18 protein-coding genes and 1 tRNA gene are annotated in these 17,180 nt (G+C 66.9%); 5 read left to right on the forward strand and 14 right to left on the reverse strand.

Annotation, left to right across the window (positions count from 1 at the left end; all coding sequences use genetic code 11):
- Nucleotides 1-29 precede the first annotated feature (29 nt).
- The 5 genes from ACODSL_RS09480 to ACODSL_RS09500 all read right to left on the reverse strand — a co-directional run bounded on the left by ACODSL_RS09480 (nt 30) and on the right by ACODSL_RS09500 (nt 3,654).
- A complete protein-coding gene (locus ACODSL_RS09480; protein ID WP_488900436.1) occupies nt 30-1,058 on the reverse strand; it encodes a sulfate/molybdate ABC transporter ATP-binding protein in 1,029 nt (342 codons plus the stop codon).
- An 18-nt stretch (nt 1,059-1,076) separates the two neighbouring features.
- On the reverse strand, nt 1,077-1,919 hold the full coding sequence (gene cysW, locus ACODSL_RS09485) for a sulfate ABC transporter permease subunit CysW (RefSeq protein ID WP_488900437.1): 843 nt from the start codon (nt 1,917-1,919) through the stop codon (nt 1,077-1,079).
- On the reverse strand, nt 1,916-2,791 hold the full coding sequence (gene cysT / locus ACODSL_RS09490; protein ID WP_488900438.1) for a sulfate ABC transporter permease subunit CysT: 876 nt from the start codon (nt 2,789-2,791) through the stop codon (nt 1,916-1,918). The genes cysW and cysT overlap by 4 nt, the downstream gene beginning before the upstream one ends.
- A 164-nt stretch (nt 2,792-2,955) precedes the next feature.
- Nucleotides 2,956-3,534, reverse strand: coding sequence for a hypothetical protein (locus ACODSL_RS09495; protein ID WP_488900439.1), 579 nt, complete (start codon nt 3,532-3,534; stop codon nt 2,956-2,958).
- Between the two features lie 45 nt (nt 3,535-3,579).
- Nucleotides 3,580-3,654 (reverse strand) — tRNA-Lys (locus tag ACODSL_RS09500).
- A 116-nt stretch (nt 3,655-3,770) separates the two neighbouring features.
- Here ACODSL_RS09500 and ACODSL_RS09505 point away from each other — a divergent pair.
- On the forward strand, nt 3,771-4,388 hold the full coding sequence (locus ACODSL_RS09505; protein WP_488900440.1) for a hypothetical protein: 618 nt from the start codon (nt 3,771-3,773) through the stop codon (nt 4,386-4,388).
- A gap of 33 nt (nt 4,389-4,421) precedes the next feature.
- Here the strand turns inward: ACODSL_RS09505 and tgt are convergent, their stop codons facing one another.
- Together tgt and queA are read right to left on the reverse strand one after the other, a co-directional pair.
- Nucleotides 4,422-5,531: a tRNA guanosine(34) transglycosylase Tgt gene (gene tgt, locus ACODSL_RS09510; protein ID WP_488900441.1), complete on the reverse strand. Its 1,110-nt coding sequence runs from the start codon at nt 5,529-5,531 to the stop codon at nt 4,422-4,424.
- 101 nt (nt 5,532-5,632) lie between these two features.
- The gene (gene queA / locus ACODSL_RS09515) at nt 5,633-6,724 is read right to left on the reverse strand and encodes a tRNA preQ1(34) S-adenosylmethionine ribosyltransferase-isomerase QueA (RefSeq protein ID WP_488900442.1); all 1,092 of its coding nucleotides are present in this window, start codon (nt 6,722-6,724) and stop codon (nt 5,633-5,635) included.
- Nucleotides 6,725-6,823: 99 nt separating this feature from the next.
- On the opposite strand from queA, the gene ACODSL_RS09520 reads away from it, so the two are divergent.
- Genes ACODSL_RS09520 through ACODSL_RS09530 form a run of 3 tightly spaced genes read left to right on the forward strand, consistent with a single transcriptional unit; the run spans nt 6,824 to nt 9,194 of the window.
- Nucleotides 6,824-7,429, forward strand: a complete 606-nt coding sequence (locus ACODSL_RS09520; RefSeq protein ID WP_488900443.1) for a hypothetical protein — start codon at nt 6,824-6,826, stop codon at nt 7,427-7,429.
- 58 nt (nt 7,430-7,487) lie between these two features.
- Nucleotides 7,488-8,501, forward strand: coding sequence for an endonuclease/exonuclease/phosphatase family protein (locus ACODSL_RS09525; RefSeq protein WP_488900444.1), 1,014 nt, complete (start codon nt 7,488-7,490; stop codon nt 8,499-8,501).
- Nucleotides 8,502-8,534: 33 nt separating this feature from the next.
- On the forward strand, nt 8,535-9,194 hold the full coding sequence (locus ACODSL_RS09530) for a beta/gamma crystallin-related protein (RefSeq protein WP_488900445.1): 660 nt from the start codon (nt 8,535-8,537) through the stop codon (nt 9,192-9,194).
- A 38-nt stretch (nt 9,195-9,232) separates the two neighbouring features.
- Here ACODSL_RS09530 and ACODSL_RS09535 read toward each other — a convergent pair whose 3' ends face one another.
- From ACODSL_RS09535 to gyrA, 5 genes are all read right to left on the reverse strand, one after another.
- On the reverse strand, nt 9,233-9,700 hold the full coding sequence (locus ACODSL_RS09535; RefSeq protein WP_488900446.1) for a peptidylprolyl isomerase: 468 nt from the start codon (nt 9,698-9,700) through the stop codon (nt 9,233-9,235).
- A gap of 4 nt (nt 9,701-9,704) precedes the next feature.
- Nucleotides 9,705-10,538 (reverse strand): peptidylprolyl isomerase, encoded by an 834-nt coding sequence (locus ACODSL_RS09540; RefSeq protein WP_488900447.1) that lies wholly within the window; start codon nt 10,536-10,538, stop codon nt 9,705-9,707.
- A 13-nt stretch (nt 10,539-10,551) separates the two neighbouring features.
- On the reverse strand, nt 10,552-11,430 hold the full coding sequence (locus ACODSL_RS09545; RefSeq protein ID WP_488900448.1) for a peptidylprolyl isomerase: 879 nt from the start codon (nt 11,428-11,430) through the stop codon (nt 10,552-10,554).
- Between the two features lie 164 nt (nt 11,431-11,594).
- Nucleotides 11,595-12,089 (reverse strand): pantetheine-phosphate adenylyltransferase, encoded by a 495-nt coding sequence (gene coaD / locus ACODSL_RS09550; protein WP_488900449.1) that lies wholly within the window; start codon nt 12,087-12,089, stop codon nt 11,595-11,597.
- Between the two features lie 18 nt (nt 12,090-12,107).
- Nucleotides 12,108-14,888 (reverse strand): DNA gyrase subunit A, encoded by a 2,781-nt coding sequence (gene gyrA / locus ACODSL_RS09555; protein ID WP_488900450.1) that lies wholly within the window; start codon nt 14,886-14,888, stop codon nt 12,108-12,110.
- A 157-nt stretch (nt 14,889-15,045) separates the two neighbouring features.
- Between gyrA and ACODSL_RS09560 the strand changes: the two genes are divergently transcribed.
- Nucleotides 15,046-15,564, forward strand: a complete 519-nt coding sequence (locus ACODSL_RS09560) for a superoxide dismutase family protein (protein WP_488900451.1) — start codon at nt 15,046-15,048, stop codon at nt 15,562-15,564.
- A gap of 18 nt (nt 15,565-15,582) precedes the next feature.
- Here the strand turns inward: ACODSL_RS09560 and ACODSL_RS09565 are convergent, their stop codons facing one another.
- Both ACODSL_RS09565 and ssb read right to left on the reverse strand, forming a co-directional pair.
- A complete protein-coding gene (locus ACODSL_RS09565) occupies nt 15,583-16,506 on the reverse strand; it encodes a DMT family transporter (RefSeq protein WP_488900452.1) in 924 nt (307 codons plus the stop codon).
- A 137-nt stretch (nt 16,507-16,643) separates the two neighbouring features.
- Nucleotides 16,644-17,123, reverse strand: a complete 480-nt coding sequence (gene ssb, locus ACODSL_RS09570; RefSeq protein ID WP_488900453.1) for a single-stranded DNA-binding protein — start codon at nt 17,121-17,123, stop codon at nt 16,644-16,646.
- Nucleotides 17,124-17,180 lie beyond the last annotated feature (57 nt).

Consider the following 17,180-nt stretch of genomic DNA (forward strand, 5'->3'; position numbering starts at 1 on the left):
GACGTGCGGTCGACAGATCGTCCAGGGATCTAGGCCTTGAACACGTGCGCCACGCGGGCGTTGACCCGGACAGTCGCGCCGACGGACAGCGTACGGCTCTGTTCGCGGGAAATCTGGGCCTCGAAGCGCAGGCCGTCGGCCAGCACCAGATCGATGTGGGCCACGGCGCCGTCGACGCCAATGCGGGTGATGTTGGCCGCGAAGCCCTGCTCGCCGCCCAGCGCGATGTCGTAGGGCCGGACATAGGCCACCGCGGGTCCATCGGCCACGCCCGGCGCCGCGAGGTCGACCGCGCCGGCCGCAAAGCGACCATGGCTCACCGCGCCCTCAAAGCTGTTGGCCTCGCCAACGAAGCCGCAGACGAAGGCGTTGGCGGGGTTGTCGTGCACCTCGCCGGGCGTTCCGACCTGTTCGATCCGTCCGTGATTGAGGATCGCCACCCGGTCGGCGAGGTCCAGCGCCTCTTCCTGATCATGGGTCACGAACACCGTGGTGACGCCGGTGGCGTCGTGGATACGGCGGAGTTCCTTGCGCAGCGACTTGCGCACCGTCGCGTCGAGCGCGCCGAACGGTTCGTCAAGCAGCAGCACGCGCGGAGAAACCGCCAGCGCCCGCGCCAGCGCGACCCGCTGCCGCTGGCCGCCCGACAATTGCGAGGGATAGCGCTTCGACAGGCCGCCCAGCTCGACAAGCTTGAGCAGCTCGTCGACGCGCGACGCGATCTCGGCCTTCGGAGGCTTGTCCTTGCCCTTGCGCACGTCGAGACCGAACGCGACGTTGCGAGCGACCGTCATGTGTTTGAACAGCGCATACTGCTGGAACACGAAGCCGACGCGGCGGCTGGCGGCGCTGGCATAGGTTACGTCGGCCCCGTCGAACAGAACCTGCCCGGCTTCCGGAAACTCAAGACCGGCGATCGTGCGCAGCAGGGTGGTCTTGCCCGAACCCGACGGGCCGAGCAGCGCCAGCAGCTCGCCGGGCGCGACATCGAGGCTGACGTCGTTCAGCGCCGGAAAGCGGCCGAATGACTTGTCCACCGAGCGGATCTGGATGGTCATGGGGCGGGAAGGCTCCGGTCAGTGCGCAGTTTTGTGGCCCGGCTGGGCCAGCTCGAGAAGGCTCTTCAGCACAAGGGTGACCACCGCCAGCAAGCAGAGCAGCGCCGCCACGGCGAAGGCGCCGACAAAGTCATACTCGTTGTAGAGGATCTCGACATGCAGCGGCATGGTGTTGGTCAGGCCCCGGATATGTCCGGACACGACCGACACGGCGCCGAACTCGCCCATCGCCCGGGCATTGCACAGCAGCACGCCGTACAGCAGTCCCCAGCGAACATTCGGCGTGGTCACGCTCCAGAAGGTGCGCAGGCCCGACGCGCCGAGCGAGACGGCCGCCTCTTCCTCGTCGGTCCCCTGCTCCTGCATCAGCGGGATCAGTTCGCGGGCGACGAAGGGGAAGGTGACGAAGATGGTCGCCAGCACGATGCCTGGAATGGCGAAGATGATCTTGATGTCGTGCTCGATCAGGCTGTTGCCGAACCAGCCCTGGGCCCCGAACACCAGAACATAGATCAGGCCCGCCACGACCGGCGAGACCGAGAACGGCAGGTCGATCAGGGTGATCAGGAAGGCCTTGCCCGGAAAGCTGTGCTTGGCGATGGCCCAGGAGGCGCACAGGCCGAACAGGGCGTTGAACGGCACGGTGATCGCCGCCGTGATCAGGGTCAGCCTGATCGCCGCCAGAGCGTCAGGCGTGCGGATCGCCTCCAGCGCCGTCAGCAGACCCTTTCGCAGGGCTTCGACGAACACCGAAACAAGCGGCAGAATCAGCACCAGCGCCAGGAACCCGAGCACGAGCGTCAGAATGGTCAGGCGGACCCAGGCGGGATCCTCGTTCGACAAGCGGGCGCGCGCGCTCATTGACCGTACCGCCGCGCCCAGGCCTGGATGGCGTTGATGATGAAGAGCATCAGGAAGGACACGCCCAGCATGACCACCGCGATGCTGGCGGCCGCCGCGTACTCGTACTGCTCCAGCTGGATGACGATCAGCAGCGGCGCGATCTCCGACCGGTAGGGCATGTTGCCGGCGATGAAGATCACCGAGCCGTACTCGCCGACAGCCCGCGCGAAGGCCAGGGCGAACCCGGTCAGCCAGGCCGGGGCCAGGGCCGGAAGGACAACGCGCAGGATCGTCTGCAAGCGATTGGCGCCCAGTGATGCCGCCGCCTCCTCGACGTCGGCGGCCAGATCGCGCATCACCGGCTCAAGCGTTCGGACCACGAACGGCAGGCCGATGAAGGTCAGGGCGATGACCACACCGGTGGGATTGTAGGCGGCCTTGATGCCGAGGGACGCGAGCTGGGCCCCGATCCAGCCGTTGGGCGCATAGAGGGTCGCCAGCGCGATGCCGGCCACCGCTGTCGGCAAGGCGAACGGCAGGTCGACGATCGCGTTGATCACCGCCTTGCCGGGGAAACGGTAACGCACCAGCGCCCAGGCGGTGAGAACGCCGAACACACCGTTGATCACCGCCGCGATGGCCGAGGCGCCGAACGTGAGCTGATAGGCCTTCATCGCCCGTTCTGAAAAGGCTGCGGCGATGAACTGGGCGGGAGTCTGGCCGGCTGATTTGATGACCACGGCCGTCAGCGGGAGCAGAACCACCAGCGACAGGACCGTCAGGGTTACGCCCATGGTGATGGAAAAGCCCGGAATAGCGCTCCGCCGCCGTAGCAACGGCTTTCGCGCGCGCGGCGTGGCCAGCGGAAGGGCGGCGTCGGTGGCGGTCATCGTCGCTCTGCGGCTCGGCCTCTGCTGCGGCCGCCCATGCGAACGCATGCGGCCCCGGTTCGTTGCGGGGGCGGAGGCCCCGACAAAAGGCGTTTAATCCCACCGGCTCAGTAGACAATGCAGAATTTCTGCGGCTCCTGTGATGGCTGCTGTGGTTGACGCTCTCAGGACCGGACGACGGCCTCGTGATCATCAAACGAAACGCGGGCCGTGCGGCTCAGGTGTTTCAGCAAAGGGGAAAGCGACGGAACCGTCTCCATGATGAAGTCGAATCCCTGATCGCGGGACTCCATGATCCCAGCCGCGACCTCCTTGCCCGCCTTTGTCGAGGGCAAATCCTCGAGCCGCTTCGTCCCTTCCAGAATTCCGTCCAGCGACATGATCAACGTGACCATCAGCTTGTGCATGCCCACGCGCAGCTCTGGGCCACGCAAGTCCGGCAGCCGCTCACGATTCCGCTCATAGGCGTCCGCCTCGCGTCGGGCTCCGGCCAGCATCCGCAGGGTGATCGGACCGTAGGGATCTCCGATCCGGCGAGACTCGTCGGCAAGCCTCAGGATCATCACGAAGGTGAACACGATTTCGCCGAGCAGCAGGGCCGCGTCCTGCTCCCGCTCGCGCCGGCGCAGCCACGCCTCGAATCGCGCCGCCACGAATCCGCCGACGGTCGCGAGCAGCGCCCCAAGGACAACCGCCACCAGGGTGTCGTCGGGCACGCCGAAATTGGGAACCTCTATCGCCATGCCCCACAGTCGTTCAGCGAACGCCGATTGTCACGACAGGAAGAATGGTAGGCCGGGTGGGGGTCGAACCCACGACCATTCGATTAAAAGTCGAATGCTCTACCACTGAGCTACCGGCCCGCTTGCGCGGCGGCGTTTTCTGCCCCCTGAAGCGGCGCGGACCATAGTGGCGGGCCCTCTGCGCCGCAAGCGCCGAACGCTTGGCGGAAGCCGGACGTCGTGCTTAGCATCGCCGCATGCGCAAGATCGTGCTCGCCTCTCTCGTCCTGACAGGTTGCTGTATCGGCGCGCCGCTCGCGGCAGCCCAGCCACAGGACCCTTCCCAGTCGCAGGTCCGGACCACGGACCAGATCAACAAGGGAAGTGTGACCGGGGCGGTCAGCGCGCCGATGCGGGACCTGAATCTGCTGCGATCGAAGATCCCGACGGTCCTGCTTGAAGCGCTTGAGGACCCCTATCAGCGGCCCAGACCGGCGACCTGCAGCGAGCTGATCGCCCTTCTTAGACCGTTGAACGAGGCGCTTGGTCCGGACATCGACGACCCCTCTTCACCGGACGATCGCGCCCTGATCGCCAAGGGTCGCGACGTCGCAGGCGAAACGGCGCTGGGCATGATCGCCTCCGCGGCCCAGGACCTGATCCCGATGCGGGGCTGGGTGCGCAAGCTCAGCGGCGCCGAGCAGCATGACAAGCTGGTCAGGGCGGCGATTACCGCCGGCGGCATACGGCGAGGCTACCTCAAGGGTCTTGGCGAGGCCCGGGGCTGCAATCCGCCCGCGACCCCCTCGCACGTCCGCTCGGACATTCCGCGAGAGCCGGCGCGCAAGCCAGGACCGCGCTATCCTATTCACTAGAGGCTGGGGACCTGTACCGCGGAGACGTGTCCGCTACGACAGGCCAGCCTTGAAATCGCGGCGAAACGCCTCGAACCGGCCCTCGGCGATGGCCGCCCGCATCGCCGCCGTGAGGGCCTGGAAGAAGGCGATGTTGTGCCAGCTGAGCAGCACCTGGCCGAGGATCTCCTCCGAACGGATCAGGTGGTGCAGATAGGCCTTCGAATAGCCGCTGCTGGCCGGACAGGCGCTGGTCTCGTCCAGCGGCGTGTCGTCCTCGGCGAAGCGGGCGTTCTTCATGTTCAGCGGACCTGACCAGGTCCAGGCCTGACCATGACGGCCCGAGCGCGTCGGCAGGACGCAGTCGAACATGTCCACGCCACGATACACCGCCTCGACCAGATCGATCGGCTTGCCGACGCCCATCAGGTAGCGCGGTCGGTCGGCGGGCAGCATGGCCGGCGCGTAGTCGAGCACCTCGCACATCGCCTCATGGCCCTCCCCGACCGCCAGGCCGCCGAGGGCGTAGCCGTCGAACCCGGTCTCGATCAGACGGTCGGAAGATTCGCGGCGCAGGGTCTCGAACGTCGAACCCTGCTGGATGCCGAACAGGGCCTGGCTTTCGCGCTCGCCGAACGCGGCCTTTGATCGGGCGCCCCACCGGGCCGACAGCTCCATCCCCTGTCGCGCCCTCGCCTCCTCGGCCGGCCAGGCGACGCATTCGTCCAGCTGCATGACGATGTCGCTGCCCAGCAGATCGGCCTGGATCTCCATCGACCGTTCCGGCGTCAGCACATGCTTGCTGCCGTCCAGGTGGCTGGCGAACGTCACGGCCTCTTCGGTGACCTTGCTGATGCCGCTCAGGCTCATGACCTGGAAGCCCCCACTGTCGGTGAGGATCGGCCTGTCCCACCGCATGAAGCGATGGAGGCCGCCGAGGCGCTTTACCCGTTCCGCCGTCGGCCGCAGCATCAGGTGATAGGTGTTGCCGAGGATGATGTCGGCGCCGGTCTGGGCGACCTGATCGACGGTCAGGGCCTTGACCGTGGCGGCCGTGCCGACCGGCATGAAGGCCGGCGTACGGATATCGCCGCGCGGAGTCCTCAGGACGCCGGTGCGCGCGGCGCCGTCGGTGGCCGTCAGTTCAAAAGGGAAAGTCGCCAATCTCTAAGCCGTCTTCCCGGCGAAGGCCGGGATCCAGATGAAACCCGCCAGCCTCAGCATGTGAATCTGGGCCCCGGCCTTCGCCGGGGAAACGGGAGGAGCTAGGCGCGCCATAGCAGGCTTGAATCCCCGTAGGAATAGAAGCGGTAGCCCGTGGCGATGGCATGGGCGTAGGCCTCGCGCATCAGGGCCTGCCCGGCGAAGGCGCTGACCAGCATGAACAGCGTCGATTTCGGCAGATGGAAATTGGTCATCAGGCCATCGGCGGCGCGGAAGCGATAGCCGGGCGTGATGAAGATCGCCGTCTCGCCGGACCAGGGCTGGATCACGCCGTCCTCGCCCGCCGCGCTCTCCAGCAGGCGCAGGGAGGTGGTGCCGACGCAGATGATCCGCCCGCCGGCTGCATGAACCGCATTCAGCGCCGCCGCCGTGTGAGCCGGAACGACGCCGTACTCGGCGTGCATGCGATGGTCGTCAGTGTCGTCGACCTTCATCGGCAGAAAGGTGCCCGCGCCCACATGAAGCGTGACGAAGTGCTGCGAAACACCGGCCGCCGCCAGCCGGGCCAGCAGGTCAGGCGTGAAATGCAGGCCGGCGGTGGGCGCGGCGACCGAGCCGTCCTCGCGTGCGTAGACGGTCTGGTAGTCGGTCCGGTCCTGCTCGTCCTCAGGGCGCCTGGCGGCGATATAGGGCGGCAGCGGCATGTGGCCGCGGGTGTTGATGGCGATATCGAGGTCGGGGCCGGATAGGTCAAAGGCCAGTTCGACCTCGCCGCCTTCGGCCTTGGCGACCAGCGTGGCGTCGAGCGCCGCGCCCTCGCAGGCCCGATCGCTCGTGGTCCCGAAGCGAACGCGATCGCCGACCTTGAGCCGCTTGCCCGGCCGCATGAAGGCGCTCCAGCGGTTGGCCGACAGCCGCTTGTGAAGTGTCGCCTCGACTGCCACGGCATGTCCATCGCCGCCGCCCTCGCTTCGCGCCTCGCGCAGGCCGTCGAGCCGCGCCGGGATCACCCGGGTGTCATTGAAGACCAGAGCGTCGCCGGCGCGCAGCTGCAACGGCAGGTCGCCGACCGTCAGATCCCGGAGATCCTCGCCCGGGGTCACCATCAGCAGCCGCGCCGCCTCGCGCGGCGTGACCGGGCGCAGGGCGATCAGGCTCTCAGGCAGGTCAAAATCGAAATCGGCGACACGCATGGTGGCGGAAGCGCCACGCCGGCGCGCCGACGTCAAGCGGGTGATGGACAAATCCGAAGGGCCGTGGCGTTGATGCGCCGACGATTGAAGGGGAATTGCATGCGCTTCCGGACTATCGCCATGGCAGCCGCAGTGTTGGCCTTCACGGCCGGCTGCAACCGCAAACCCGCCGAACAGGCCGCCGCCCCGCCTCCTGTCGTCGTGGCGCCGGCCCCCGCCGCGGCTGAGCCGACCATTCCAGTTGCGACGGGTTTCCATTCGCAGCAGGGACTGGACGCCTCCGGCTACTATCTGAGCCCGACCAACGTCAGGGTCGGCGACTACCAGTTCACGCATCTGGCGATCGGCGCGCCAAGCGACTTCCAGACCTGGGAGACGGGTGACCGCACCTCGACCTTCGGGCCCGTGCTGATCGCCTTCGACGACGTCACCAGCCCTATGGCTCCCAATGAACTGGGCGGTGAAGGTCACAGTGTCAGCCTGCGGGTCCTGCCCGACGCCTACAGCTTCGACGCCGGCAAGCTGCAGTTCAGGGGCCATGACCCGAAGCTTGGCGAAGTCATCTTCAGCGGCGCCTTCGACCAGGCCGCTTTGACGAAAGCTCGCGGCGAGGGCTCAAGCGGGGGTACGGTGCTCACGGGCGATCTGAAGGTGGGCAATGCACCAGCGCGAAAGGTGTCGTTCACCTACTGGGTCGGCGACTGATCCATCTCGTGACCCGTGTTGCATGAAGCCTGCACCTCGCCCGTGCTAGAGCCTGAACATGCGGATGATTCTCAGAGCAATGCGCGAACTGGCGCGGGCCTTCGCGATGGTAGCGGCCTGCTGCTTCACCCTGCTGGCGCTTGCCGCGCAGGGCGGTCGGTTCAGCGACCGGCTGGATGTCCTCACCCATTTCACGCCGATCTACCTCGCGGGCGTACTCGCGGCGACTCTCGTCTGGATCGTCACCGGCCGATACGGGCGCACGACGCCGGTGCTGGCTCTGATCGGCACTCTGTCCGCCCTGACCCTGATGTTGCCGGACCTGACCGCAGCGACAAAATGGACCCGCGGCAGGGTCGATGGCGAAACGCTGACCATCGTTCAGTTCAACACCTGGGTCCGGAATCGCGATCCGGGCGCAACGGCGCGGTGGATCCTGAAAACCGACCCCGACATCGTCGTCGTCGAGGAAGGCGCGGGTGAATCGGACGCCGTGCTTGAGGCTCTGTCCGACCGGTACCCCAGCCGAACGACCTGCGCTGAACCCTCGCCCTGTTCGACCCTGATCCTGGCCAAGCATAAGCCGGTCGCCCGAGGCGGCCTTGCCGGGGACCCGCTTGCCGGCACGCTTCCCGGCGCCTGGGCGACGTTCCGGGATCAACACGGCACGTTCACGGTTGTCGGCATTCACTACACTTGGCCCATTCCGGCAGGCCCCCAGCAACAGCAGACGATGTGGCTCGCCAAGGTGCTGAAGCGTTTTGCGAAAGACCGCCTGATCGTTGCCGGCGACATGAACAGCACCCCCTGGTCCTTTTCCATGCGACGCCAGGACAGGTTATTCGGCCTTGAGCGCCGGACACGAGCGCTGGCGAGTTGGCCGGCGGGCCGATCCTCCGAATTCCCCCTGACGCTCCCCTTTCCGGTCCTGCCGATCGATCAGGTCTATGCGGGCAAGGGCTGGCGCACGGTATCGGTCCGGCGTGGACCGACGCTTGGGTCGGACCATTTCCCCATAGTGGTGACCCTCGCGCCGAACGCCGACTGGACGGCAGGGCAGAGGCGCCCCTAGGGTCGGTCAACGCGACAACCATTGGGGGTTATCATGAAGACGATCAGCCGCGCCGCCATCGCGAGCGCCTGCCTGCTGCTGCTGTCAACGGCCGCTTCGGCCGCGCCAACCTGGAACGGAGCCTATGACCCCATTCCCGGCGGCTCCTATCAGGCCAGCTGCCGTGAAATCACCGCCTTCAACGGCCAGTTGTATGCCCGCTGCGTCGGCCCGGCCGGCGGGCTGTTCGACACCAATATCACATACAGAAACTGTTCGTCTGGCGGGATCGTCAACGTCAACGGCAACCTGCAATGCGGCAACGGCGGCGGTTCTGGCGGCGGCTGGAACAATGGCGGCGGATCGAGCGGCGGCTATGGCGGCGGCTGGAACAGCGGAGGCGGATCGAGCGGCGGTTCCGGCGGCGGCTGGAGCGGCGGCGGGACAGGACCGGTTGGCCTCATCGTCTACGAAAACCCCGACTACCGTGGCATGCGGCTGGAAATCTCGTCGTCCGTGCCAGACCTCACCGGGTCAGGGCTGGATGACCAGATCACCTCGGTTCGCGTGGTGAGCGGAACCTGGCAGCTTTGCGCAGGCACGGATTTCAACGGTCAGTGCTGGACCGTGAGCGCCGACAATCCGAACCTCAAGGCCATCGGCGGCAACGACAAGGTCAGCTCGATCCGTCGCCTGCCGCCGCCGCGGCGGTAAGGATGGGTCCCTCCCCCTCAGGGGGAGGGATTGACCGGTCAGGCGTCCGCCGCGACCTTCATCGAGACGATCTTGCCCGGCTGGCGAGGGGGCTCGCCCTTGGGCAGGGCGTCGACATGGTCCATGCCGTCCACGACTTCGCCCCAGACCGTGTACTGGTTGTCGAGGAAGGTCGCATCGTCCAGGCAGATGAAGAACTGGCTGTTAGCCGAGTGGGGCGCGCTCGTGCGGGCCATCGAGCAGACGCCGCGCACGTGCGGTTCGCGCGAGAACTCCGCCTTCAGGTCGGGCTTCTTCGAACCGCCAGAGCCGGTGCCGGTCGGGTCGCCACCTTGGGCCATGAAGCCCGGGATCACGCGGTGAAAGACCACGCCATCGTAGAAGCCCTCCCGCGCCAGTTCCTTGATGCGTTCAACGTGGCCGGGGGCCAGGTCGGGGCGCAGCTTGATCGTGACCAGGCCGGTGTCGGTGGTCAGCAGCAGGGTGTTTTCGGCGTCTGTCGTCATGGGTTCAGTTCACTTCCGCAGGAATGGTCACATCACATAGCGAGAAGTCCGCGCCCTTGAGCTTGCGGACTCGCTGGATCTCGGCCTTGAACCACGCGCCGGCCGGGTCGATGACCCTGACGGTTGGCCGTTCGGCGGCGGGTATATCGGCCAGAACGCGGACGCGGTCCATCCGATCCTGCGGCGCGGGCACAGGTTCGCCGGTCTTGATCGCGCGGATCGCGTCCAGACCGCTGATCACCCGTCCAAACGCCGTGTAGCGCTTGTCGAGCGACAGGTAGGGCTGGCGCATCAGGAAGAACTGGCTGTTGGCGCTGTCGGGATTGTCATCGCGGGCCATACCGACGACGCCGGGACAATAGCTGCCCCAGGTCGCGACCTTCCCGTCCTGGGTCATGTCGTGCCAGCTCCACGCCTGACCGACGACGGGCAGCGACTTGAGGAAGCCTTCGTCCGTCCCCCAGGGACTGGCCGCGACCACCACGCCAGACGTTGCGTCCCGGCGGAAGGTGAACTCGGCCTTGAGGTTGGGAAGGTCCGTGCCGCCCTCCCCTGTGTCCTGCGGATCGCCGGTCTGGGCCATGAAGCGGTCGATGACCCGGAAGAAGGTCCGGCCGTCATAGGTTCCCTTGCGGGCCAGTACCTTGAGACGCTCGACATGCCCCGGCGCGACCTCGGGAACCAGCTCGACGACCACCCGTCCCTTGTTGGTGTCGATAACAAGGACGTTCTGAGGGTCCGGCGTGCGCCAGTCGGCGGCGGCCGGAGCCTTGGGCTTCGCCATCGCCGCCGGAGCAACCAGCGTCAGGGCGGCAGCGAGCAACAGGGTCGAGCGCATGGCGGCGGTCTCCTCAGCCGATCTTGACAGGAACAGGGATGTCGCAGGCCGAACCCGCGCCGGCGCCGGACGCCCGGGCCGCGTCCAGAATCGCCTTGAACGACGGGCTGTTGGTGTTGAGCACCTGCACTGACGGTCGTTCCGCCGCCGGAAGGTCGGCCAGAATTCGCACCTTCAGCATGCTGTCCTGCGGCGATGGGACCGGTTCGCCCGTCTTGATCGCCCGGACCACGTCCAGACCGCCGAGCACGCGCCCGAAGGCTGTGTAGTTGGCGTCCAGCAACGGGTAGGTCTGCCGCATCATGTAGAACTGGCTGTTCGCCGTGTCGGGCGAATTGGCGCGGGCCATGCCGAGAACCCCGGCGCAGAACAGCGGCCAGCCGGACACCTTGCCGTCCGCCGACGCCATCATCTGCATCTGCGGCGTTCCGCGGATCGCGAACCCGTCGATGAAACCCGCCTCGGTCAGGAACGGGATCTTGTTGTCCGGCGCGATGCGGCCCAGCGAGGCGAACGGCAGGTCCCGGCCGTGGCGAAACTGGAACTCGTCCCTCAGGTTGGGCAGCTCAGACCCACCCGTGCCTTCGTTCCGGGGATCGCCCGTCTGGGCCATAAAGTCGTCGATGACGCGAAAGAAGGTCAGTCCGTCATAAAAGCCCTGACGGACGAGCGTCTTGACCTGCGCGACGCTGGCCGGCGCCGCCCAGGGCGCCAGTTCCGCGATGACCCGCCCCCTGTTGGTGTCGATGATGAGGATGTTGTCCGGGTCGGGGGTACGCCAGTCCGTCGCCGGATACTGCAGCGCCGGCGGCGCCTTTGGCGGCGAGGCTGCCATCGCGGCCGGCGCGACGGAAAACAGCAGGGCGGCGAGCGCGATCGGCGCGGATTTCATGTGTTGTGCACTCTCTCGGATAGCCCCGTCAGCCCGGGTAGCCCGCGACGGCATCAGCGACAAGTCCTGCGTCCTTCCACACGCGCTTCGCGCTGCTCAGGAAGACGGGCAAATTCCGTGATCGTGAGCAGATCCGAAGGCCCGTCTCGGACCCCTCAATCCGCCTACGCCCGCCCGACCTTTTCCAGCAGACGCGTCGCCACGCCCGGCGTGACGAACTTGGTGATGTCGCCGCCGAGGATGGCGATCTCCTTCACCAGGCGAGACGCCACGGCCTGGTGGCGCGGGTCGGCCATCAGGAACACCGTCTCGATCTCGCGGTCGAGCTGCTGGTTCATGGCGGTCATCTGGAATTCGTATTCGAAGTCGGCCACGGCCCGCAGGCCGCGAACGATGATGCCGGCCTCGACCTCACGGGCGAAGTGCATCAGCAGCCCCTTGAAGGGAATGACCTCGATCTCGGCGACCCGTTGAAGGTGGGCCGTCTCGTCCCGGACGATGGCGCACCGCTCATCGAGCGAGAACATCGGCCCCTTGCCTTCATTGATCGCGACACCGATGACCAGCTTGTCCACCAGCTTCACGGCCCGGCCGATGATGTCCAGATGACCGTTGGTCATCGGATCAAACGTGCCCGGATACAGCCCGACTCTCGCCACCCGTCCCCCTTTGCGACGCTAGTCCGCGGAGGGTTGGTCGCCCCCGTCGTCCGTCACGCCGTCTGCGTCCTCGCCCGGTTCGTCGCCACCCGTGGCTTCGAGACGCTCGACACTCACGACATGCTCGTTCTCCGCCGTGCGGAAGACGATCACGCCCTGGGTGTTGCGCGCCGCGATGCGGATATTCGCAACGGGGCACCGTATCAACTGGCCCGCGTCCGTCACCAACAAGATTTCGTCAGCCTGCTCCACAGGGAAACTGGCGACGAGGCGGCCGCCCTTGCGGGTAAGGTCCTGGGCCAGCAGGCCCTGACCACCCCGTCCGGTGCGCCGGAAATCATAGGCGCTGGTGCGTTTGCCGATGCCTTCGGACGAAAGCGTGAGGATATATTCCTCCGCCGCACCGAGTTCGATGATGCGCTCGGGGCTCAGATCGGCCTCGCCGTCGGCGTCATCGTCATCCTCGACGACGGCGGCAGAGTCGTCCGCATCGTCGTCGGACTGGGCGCGCAAACGGGCGCGCTCGTATTTCAGATAGGCGGTCCGCTCGGCAGGCGTCGCCGCCACGCCGCCGAGGATGGCCATCGACAGGACTTCGTCGCCCTCCTGCAGGCGAATGCCGCGCACGCCCGTGGAATCGCGGCCGGCGAAGACCCGCACCTCGTTCGCCTGGAAGCGGATGGCGCGTCCGAGCGCCGTGGTCAGCAGAATGTCGTTTTCGGCGTTGCAGAGGCCGACGCCGACGATGCTGTCGCCCTCGTCCAGCTTCATGGCGATCTTGCCGTTGCGGTTGATCTGCACGAAGTCGCTGAGCCGGTTGCGGCGCACATTGCCCGACCGGGTGGCGAACATCACGTCCAGCCGGTCCCACTGGGCCTCGTCCTCGGGCAACGGCAGGATCGAGGTGATGCTTTCGCCCTGCTCGATCGGCAGCAGGTTGACGAACGCCTTGCCGCGCGAGGTCGGCGTGCCGAGCGGCAGGCGCCAGACCTTCAGTTTGTAGACCTTGCCGCCCGAACTGAAAAACAGCACCGGTGCGTGGGTCGAAGCGGAGAAGACACGGGTGACGGCATCCTCGTCCTTGGTCGACATGCCGGACCGGCCTTTGCCGCCATGGCGCTGGCTGCGGTAGGTCGAGAGCGCCGTGCGCTTCACATAGCCGCCGTGCGTGACGGTGATGACCATGTCCTCGCGCGGGATCAGGTCCTCGTCGTCCATGTCCGCGCCGCCCTCGCCGAAGACGGTGCGGCGCGGCTCGGCGAATTTCGACCGGACCTCGACCAGCTCCGCGCGGACCACGGCCATGATGTTGGCGCGGTCCGACAACAGCTCGAGTAGTTCGGCGATTGAGCCGGCCAGGGTCGTGGCCTCGCTCAGGATTTCGTCGCGGCCGAGACCGGTCAGGCGGCTGAGGGTCAGGCCGAGGATGGCGCGGGCCTGCTCGTCCGACAGACGAACCTGATCGCCGCCGGTGATCACCGTGCGGGGATCGGCGATCAGTTCGATCAGGGGCATCATATCGGTGGTCGGCCAGTCCCGACCGCACAGGCGCTCGCGCGCCTCGGCGGGGTCAACGGAGCTGCGGATGATGCGGATGAACTCGTCGATGTTGGCGACAGCGATGGCGAGACCGACCAGCACATGGCCCCGGTCGCGGGCCTTGCCGAGTTCGAACCGCGTGCGGCGGACGACCACTTCCTCGCGGAAGTCGATGAAGGCCTGGAGCATGGCCTGCAGGCCCATCTGCTCCGGCCGGCCGTGGTTCAGCGCCAGCATGTTGTAGCTGAAGCTGCTTTGCAGCGCGGTGAACCGGTAAAGCTGGTTGAGGATCACCTCGCCCTGGGCGTCACGCTTGAGCTCGACGACGACACGCATGCCGTTGCGGTCGCTCTCGTCGCGGATGTCGCTGATGCCTTCGAGCTTCTTGTCGCGCACCAGATCGGCGATGTGCTCGACAAGGCTGGCCTTGTTGACCTGGAAGGGGATCGCCGTGATGACGATGCCTTCACGGTCCTTGCGCAGTTCCTCGACGGTGGCGACGCCACGGATGACCACCGAGCCGCGGCCGGTCATGAGGGCCTGGCGTGCGCCGCTGCGGCCGATCAGCTCGCCGCCCGTGGGGAAGTCCGGGCCCGGCACGATGTCGAGCAGCTCGTCCATCCCGATGTCGGGATTGTCCACCAGCGCCAGACAGGCGTCGACGACTTCGCCGAGGTTGTGGGGCGGGATGTTGGTCGCCATGCCGACGGCGATGCCGCCGGCGCCGTTGACCAGCAGGTTGGGAATGCGGGCGGGGAGAACCTTCGGCTCGCTTTCGGTGCCGTCGTAGTTCTCCTGATAGTCGACCGTGTCCTTGTCGATGTCAGCCAGCAACGCCTCGGCCGCCTTGGTCAGGCGGGATTCGGTGTAACGCATGGCGGCCGGCATATCGCCGTCGACCGAGCCGAAGTTGCCCTGCCCGTCGATGAGCATCAGCCCCATCGAGAACGGCTGCGCCATCCGCACCAGGGCCATGTAGACGGCCACGTCGCCGTGCGGGTGATACTTACCGATCACGTCGCCGACGGTGCGGGCCGACTTGCGGTAGGCCGCCGTGGAATTGAACCCGTTCTCGTTCATCGCGAACAGGATGCGGCGATGCACGGGTTTGAGGCCGTCGCGGACGTCCGGAAGGGCGCGGCTGACGATGACGCTCATGGCGTAGTCGAGGTAGCTGCGCTTCAGCTCATCCTCGATGGCGATGGGGCTCACGGCCCCGCGCCGGGCGTCTTCCGGAGGGGTAAGGGTGTCGTCGGTCAAGTGCGGGATTTTGCTGTCAGAATCGGACAGGAAGCGTCCTGTCCCTCGTTAACATTCAGGGGCGTCGGGCGCCATCTTTCGGACGGCTTTTTCAGGCCTCTGGAGCGTCAATTCCGACGATTTGCCGGGATTTTCAGGTCCTGCCAGGAGCTTGTCGATGCGTCGTCTGATCCTTCCCTTCGCCATCGCTGCGATCGCCTTCCCCGCCCTCGCCGGTCCCGCGCCGGTCACCGTGCCGTTGAAAGGCCCCGCCGGACAGGACATGGGCAGCGCCACCCTTACCGAAGCCCCCCGCGGGCTGATCGTCCGGGTCGAGGCCAAAGGCCTGACGCCGGGCTGGCACGGCCTGCATTTCCACGAAAAGGCTGATTGCTCGAGCGCCGACTTCAAGTCGGCCGGGGGTCACATGCACCACGACATGCCCGTGGCGCATGGCCTGCTGAATCCGGCGGCCAACGAGACCGGCGACCTGCCGAACCTCTATGCGGCGGCTGATGGCACGGCCATCGCGGAGATCTTCACCCCGTCGGTGTCCCTGTCTGTCGCCGACCGGGCGCCGCTTCTCGATGCCGACGGCTCGGCGCTGGTGATCCACGCCGCCCCTGACGATCACACCAGTCAGCCGATCGGCGGCGCCGGCGCCCGGGTGGCCTGCGCCGTCATCAAGGGGCCCTGAGAGGACCGTCGGGCCGGATCAGGGAGCCGTCGCAACCGCCCTGGCCGCAGCCCTGCGTTCGGACAGCGCGACGAGCGCGACGCCGACCAGGGTCGCCGCGCCGCCGAGCATCAGCTGAGGCGTGAGTGTATCGCCCATCAGACCGATTCCGATGCCGCAGGACAGCAACGGCGTCAGCAGGAACCAGGGCGTGACCCGCCCGGGTTCACGACGCTGAACCAGCCAGAACAACAGGGCTGACGCGCCGACCGTCGACGCCAGGGCCGCCCAGGCCACCAGGGCCCAGATCTGCCAACTGGCCCCCGCGGCGCGCTCCAGCACATGTGGCTCGAACAGGAAGGACGCCGCCAGCAACACCGGTGCGCCGACCGCTGATGTCAAAGCCTGCATCTTCAGTGGACCCACGCCCGGCGTCCGCCGGACCCACACGGTGCCCAGCGCCCACATGGCGCTGGCCACAACGCCGATCAGGATGCCGGGAAGGTCGGCGGCGGCGTGCGGATCGAGGCTCATCCAGGCCACGCCGACAAAGGCCACCGCCATGCCCGCCAGCGCAGGGCGCGACATCGTCTCTCCCAGCACCCGCCAGGCGAAGAAAGCCGTCATCGGGATCCACAGCTGCAGCGAGACCACCAGCGGACTGAGGTTCTTCACGATCGAGAAGCCGAAGTAGATCAGGCCGAAGTGGAGCGGCCCGAGCAGCAGCAGGATCGGCAGGATCTGGCGCCAGGGCGGGAACGGCGGCCGCAGGAATGGAATCAGCACCACGAGCGCGAGGGCGAACCTCACCCCGCCGACAAAGAACGGCGGCAGCACGCCCGTCGCGACCTTGGCCGCAGCGTTGTTGACGCCCCAGACGACGATGATCGCCGCGATGGCGGCCCATTCGGCGGGCGCGAAAGGAGATCTGTCGGACGAGGAAGCCACGCCTCCTCCTCGCATGGCGGGCAGACGCAATGGAACCCCGACGTCAGTCAAAAGGCGTTACGGACTGTGGTTGCGTTGGCCGTTGAAGCCCGTCCGCCAGGCAGGAATCCGCTCGCCGCGCAGGAGGGAGGCGAGCGGACGGGAGATAGCGCCTAGAACGGAATTTCGTCGTCCAGGTCGGCGCTGAAGCTTTCCTTCGGACCGCTCGGCTGGGCCCGGTCACCGCCGGAGTAGCCGCCGAAATCGCCGCCCTCGTCACGCATCGCGCCGCCGCCGTCGCCGCGACCACCGAGCATCGTCAGCTCGCCGCGGAACTTCTGCAGCACGACTTCGGTGGAGTATTTCTCGACACCCTGCTGGTCCGACCATTTGCGCGTCTGCAGCGCGCCCTCGATGTAAACCGTCGAGCCCTTCTTGAGGTACTGCTCGGCCACCTTCACCAGGTTGTCGTTGAAAATGACCACGCGGTGCCACTCGGTGCGCTCCTTCTTCTCGCCGCTGGCGCGGTCGCGCCACGACTCGGACGTCGCGATGCTGAGATTGGCGACCCGGTCGCCAGAGTTGAGCGTGCGGATTTCCGGGTCTTTGCCCAGATTGCCGACGAGAATGACCTTGTTGACGCTGCCCGCCATGGAATTGCTCCGTTTTCTCACGCCCGGCGACCCTGTCGCGCCGGAATCTGACGCCCA

It is taken from the genome of Caulobacter sp. FG121 (assembly GCF_057809815.1).